Origin of the sequence: Streptomyces sp. NPDC057543 (assembly GCF_042801895.1) — a bacterium.
Lineage (GTDB): Bacteria > Actinomycetota > Actinomycetes > Streptomycetales > Streptomycetaceae > Streptomyces.
Genome location: NZ_JBHVFF010000457.1, coordinates 1 through 4343, shown reverse-complemented (window position 1 = coordinate 4343; position 4343 = coordinate 1). Strand labels below are relative to the sequence as shown.

At 68.7% G+C, this 4343-nt stretch carries 5 protein-coding genes; 3 read left to right on the top strand and 2 right to left on the bottom strand.

The genetic code is table 11. The features are described 5' to 3' along the window. Positions 1-37 precede the first annotated feature (37 nt). Complete coding sequence (locus ACFU8Q_RS39605; RefSeq protein ID WP_384464516.1) at positions 38-253, bottom strand: hypothetical protein; 216 nt, start codon at positions 251-253, stop codon at positions 38-40. 285 nt (positions 254-538) lie between these two features. On the opposite strand from ACFU8Q_RS39605, the gene ACFU8Q_RS39600 reads away from it, so the two are divergent. Both ACFU8Q_RS39600 and ACFU8Q_RS39595 read left to right on the top strand, forming a co-directional pair. Beyond that, positions 539-778 (top strand): hypothetical protein, encoded by a 240-nt coding sequence (locus ACFU8Q_RS39600; protein WP_384464513.1) that lies wholly within the window; start codon positions 539-541, stop codon positions 776-778. A 52-nt stretch (positions 779-830) separates the two neighbouring features. After that, positions 831-962 carry a hypothetical protein gene (locus tag ACFU8Q_RS39595; protein WP_384464510.1) on the top strand — a complete coding sequence of 44 codons (132 nt, stop codon included), beginning with the start codon at positions 831-833 and terminating at the stop codon, positions 960-962. Between the two features lie 749 nt (positions 963-1711). On the opposite strand, the gene ACFU8Q_RS39590 is transcribed toward ACFU8Q_RS39595, so the two are convergent. Next, positions 1712-2809, bottom strand: a complete 1098-nt coding sequence (locus ACFU8Q_RS39590) for a methyltransferase domain-containing protein (protein ID WP_384464519.1) — start codon at positions 2807-2809, stop codon at positions 1712-1714. 1009 nt (positions 2810-3818) lie between these two features. On the opposite strand from ACFU8Q_RS39590, the gene ACFU8Q_RS39585 reads away from it, so the two are divergent. After that, positions 3819-4253 (top strand): MerR family transcriptional regulator, encoded by a 435-nt coding sequence (locus tag ACFU8Q_RS39585; protein ID WP_384464507.1) that lies wholly within the window; start codon positions 3819-3821, stop codon positions 4251-4253. Positions 4254-4343 lie beyond the last annotated feature (90 nt).

The following is a 4343-nucleotide window of genomic DNA, read 5'->3' as shown; positions in this document are numbered from 1 at the left end:
GCCCCGCGGCGCGTGGCCGCGGGGCGCCTTGTGGGGTTTAGTCGACCTCCTGGCCGTCGTATTTACCGCCCATGCAGGGGTTGCCCGGCAAGTCGATCCGGGGCTCTCCGCCGCCCTGCCTGCACTCAGAAGGGCTGACGACGGATGGGGCACCCTTTGCGGTGACGGCGGTGGCGGTGGCGGCGCCTGTGAGGCCGAGTCCGGCGAGGGCTGCCGTGGCGATGACGGCGGCGAGGATTCGTCGAATGCGCATTTGGTTCCCCTTTCACGGGTTGCCTCGGTGAGGCACTAGCCAGCTTGAGCTTCGCCCATGTGGGTGGCACATCATGTTGCGCCATTCAGGTGGCATGGCTGTCGGGAGCGGGGCCGCTGACCCGGCCCGCCCAAGGCCTTCGCGGCGACTGGGAAGGCGGGACGGACGGCGGAGCGATGGCAGCTCTGGGGGCGGGGACGGTCTGCATGACGCGACCCGTCAGACACGCTCCAGGACGGACCTCATCGATGTGAGATCGAAGAGCTGTCAGCCCGAAAACGGCCTGTGCCTGCGCCCAGTTCAGCTGGGATCGGCAGCCGGAAGCGCCCGACCCGGCACGCCTCCCAGGAAGCCGACCGCCTCACCGCCGCGCTGGACGGGCGGGAGAGCGTCGTCGTAGCCGGCTTCACGGTCACCGCACGGTCAGCACCGTTCGACGTCAGCGACCACGAGCGGTTCAGCGACCCGTGCGAGGCCGACGCCGTCGCGCTCCTGGTCGCCGCCGTCGAAGAGGTGAGCGCGTGACCACCACGGCTCGACGCGGTCTCAATCAGTACCGTGCAGAGCCTGGCAGGGCGTGCCGCCCGCCGCCGACCGGATCGAGGACGTCCGCGACCGGCTCCGCGCCCCGGCCGTCGCCCGCGACATCCTCGGCCTGGACGGCCTCAACCCCCGCGTGTGGCGAGCCACGAACCCTCTGCTGCGATGACGCGGCGCGTCTAGGGCTTACCAATTCCCCGGTCATGGGCCAGAGGAACTCAGCCGGGCACCGTCGCGGCAGTGTCAGGCGGCGCCAGCAACCTCAACGAGCTGACGCCGTGGCGGTTACAGGAACCAAGCGGCCCCCGGCCACGCTGACGGGCCCGCCCCCGCTTGGCGCACGTTCATTGATGCCGATGCGGCGCCAGAAGTCGGTGTCTACGAGCTGGTCGTTCAGGCCGTCAGAGCAGACAGGGCCACTGCCAAGGGGCCGCGAGAGACCGTGACGCCGTTCCCCGGAAACCTGCCGGTCCTCTGTTGTTCGGGGGTGCTTCAGATGAAGCACCCCCGGCTCGAAGGCTTCCTCTCCAACGGCCCCTGTCAGGGACCGGTGAGGATGTTGTGCCCACCGATGCGGCGCCAGACGATGTGCTGCGCGCCCGTATCCGCTCCTTTTCGTACGACCAGGCCGCTCGGCCGTTCTCAGGTGAGTTCGTAGACGCCGGGCACGCACCGGACGCGCTTGATGCGCAGGCCGGGACGGAACGACTCGGTGCGCAGGTCGGGGACGAAGGCTTCCTGTACGACGCGGCGGAAGCTGGGCGGGGGTGAGGTGCTGGAGGTCGGTGGTGAAGCGGGGGAGTGTCTCGTACGTGGGCACGATGTTCTGACCGGGCGCCACACCAGGGGGCCACCTGACAACCAGCTGAACCAGCAGGCCGTCCAGGAGCTGCCATGACGCTGGACCTGCGACGCGGTTCAAGCTATGAGCAGGCGGAGGCCGAGATCTGCCGCGTCGAGGTCGGCGAGTTCGCTGTTGCGCTCGGTCCACTGGCCGGAGTCGATGTCGTCGCTGAGGATTCGCACCGCCCGCTGTTCGGCCTCCGGCCCGACCCTCGTCCACACCGACATCGCACGGCGCACGTGATCCTCCAGATACGCTCCTGGTCGGCGCCAGTACGCCTCGAACAGACCGTCAGCGCAGTCCCACGGGATGGGCACCGGCTCAGCGCGGGCGCCGATCGCGTCGGCCATCCCAGCAAGCGAGGGAAACTCTGCGAGGACGGCGGCGAACTCGGGCAGGTAGTCGCGGGTAAGCCAGAACCGGTCCTGCCATCCGGGCTCGTCAGTGTCGAACGTGAGCACCACCACGCGGCGGGCCACGCGCCGCATCTCGCGCAGCCCCGCTATCGGATCCCCCCAGTGGTGAACGGTGGAGACGGCCATCGCGACGTCGAAGGACTGGTCCTCGAACGGCAGGCTCTCCGCGGCGGCGGCCACGCACGGCGCCGAGCCGGCAGGCCGCTGCCCTCGCATGACCTCCGACGGCTCCACCGCGGTCACGTCACGATCAGCAGGCTCGTAGGAGCCGGTGCCGGCCCCGACGTTCAGCACCGTCTGCGCGTCCCCGAGCGCTTCCCAGACCTGCGCGGCGATCCGCGGCTCGGTACGCCGTGTCGCGGTGTAAGCGTCGCCGATCGCGTCGTACAGCTGTGCACCGAGCATCTCCAGTTGTTCCTCCGGTGTCACCTTCAGCCCCTGCGCCCGTGCCTCAAGTTCCCTGTCGATGGCCGCCACCATGGCATCAGCGCGATCACGCCGCTCCAGCAGCAGGCCGCGCAGTTGGCGCAGGTGCGCGACTGCGTCGGTGGACGGGTCGCCGACCATTTCCGCAACCTCCCGCAGCCCGAAGCCCAACCGCCGATAGGCCAGCACCTCCCGCAGCCGCTCCATGTCGCTCGCCGAATAGGCCCGGTACCCGGCCGCGGTCCGCGCCGACGGCCGAACGAGCCTGATCTCGTCATAGTGATGCAGCGTGCGGACGCTCACGCCGGCCAGTTCGGCCACGCGTCCCACGGTCCAGTGATTCTCCACGGCACCGACTATGCAGCCTGACGCCACGTGAGGGTCAAGAGCCTCACTCACGGCAGCAAGAGTCGAGCGCGAAACAGCGGTCCGAGCCGGACGTCGCCGTCCCGCTCATCCAGGAGAACGAGTCGACCGTCCAGCAGATCGACAGGGCCGTTGCGGTCCGGCTCCCGAAGCAGGAGTAGCCACCACATCGCAACAAAGCACCGAGGGCCGGTTTCCCGAGTTCGAGAAACCGGCCTTTTCGGTTCCTCGCTTGGCGCTTACCTGCATAGTTTGAGTGAGAAGACTTCGGAGCCCGACACTTTGGAGTCCGGTGTATGGACGCGAAGTACGACCACCCTGCCCTCGACCAGGCAGTCGCCTGGCCTACCCTGCACATGTGGGCTCGGTGGGAAGGCAATCGCGTCGATCTCGTGTCGCTGGCTCCCACACGCGGGGCACAGGCGGAACAGGTGTTACCGCCGTGCGACGCGGAGCTGCTTACACAGCTCGGCAGGATCTCGCTCGGCAGTAGTCGGGCCAGCTTGTACGCCACACGCTTGACAGACGAAAGTGCCGACCGGCGGCTGGTGCTTTGCCCAAGAGGCTCGGCAGGCGCGGTCCGGGTTCACGGAACAGAGTCGTCACTGACAGAGGCGTTGTACGGCAAGACACGGTCGGCAATGCTCGCGGCGGGCAAGATACGGAGGGCCGCGGGGAGCCCGGCAGAGGGCGCGCAATGGAGCTTACTGGCGCGCCAACTGCTGCTGGCTAAGCGGGCCAAGCGGTCGCGAGCGTGGTGGCGTCCATGAAGGGTCTCCAGTGTTCGGGCGCAGGGAACCAAGGTGCGCAGTGGTGGGAAGAGGGAGACCCCCGGCCGTTGGGCGCGGGGGTCTGGATGTCTGGCGGCAGATCATCAGCCGGAGCAGCTGCATTCAAGATGCGACGGGGGAGAGTTAGGCGCGCAACCCCCGGGCTTGACCTTGGAGTGCACTCCCAGGTTTACGGTCGAAGCATGAGCCAGAGCATCGCCACCGGTCGTGGCCTGCGGGTCGCGGAGCCGGCCGCGGCTGCGGGCGTCTCCGCCGACACCGTCCGCTACTACGAGCGGGCCGGACTGATCTCCGCCCCACACCGCACGGCGGCCGGCTACCGCACCTACGACGACACCGACATCGACCGTCTGAAGTTCATCCAAGGCGGCCAGCGCCTGGGCCTGCGGCTGCGCGAGATCCGCGACCTGCTCGCCATCCGCGACATCGGGACCTGCCCGTGCGAACCAGCCGACCAGTTGCTGCGCCGCCGCCCGGCCGAACTGGACGAGGAGATGGCACGGCTTGCCGCGTTGCGCGCCGAGCTCGCCGTGATGGTCGACGCCCTGCCATCCGAGAACTGCCCGGACCCGCTACCGGGTACTTGGCGCCCACCGATACCAGACGAGGGGAGGTGACGGACGTGAAGGACCTGTTCGAGCTGTCGTGCTGCTGCGACGACCCCGGCTGCCCACCCGATCTGTGCGGCTGCGGCTGCTGAGTACTCT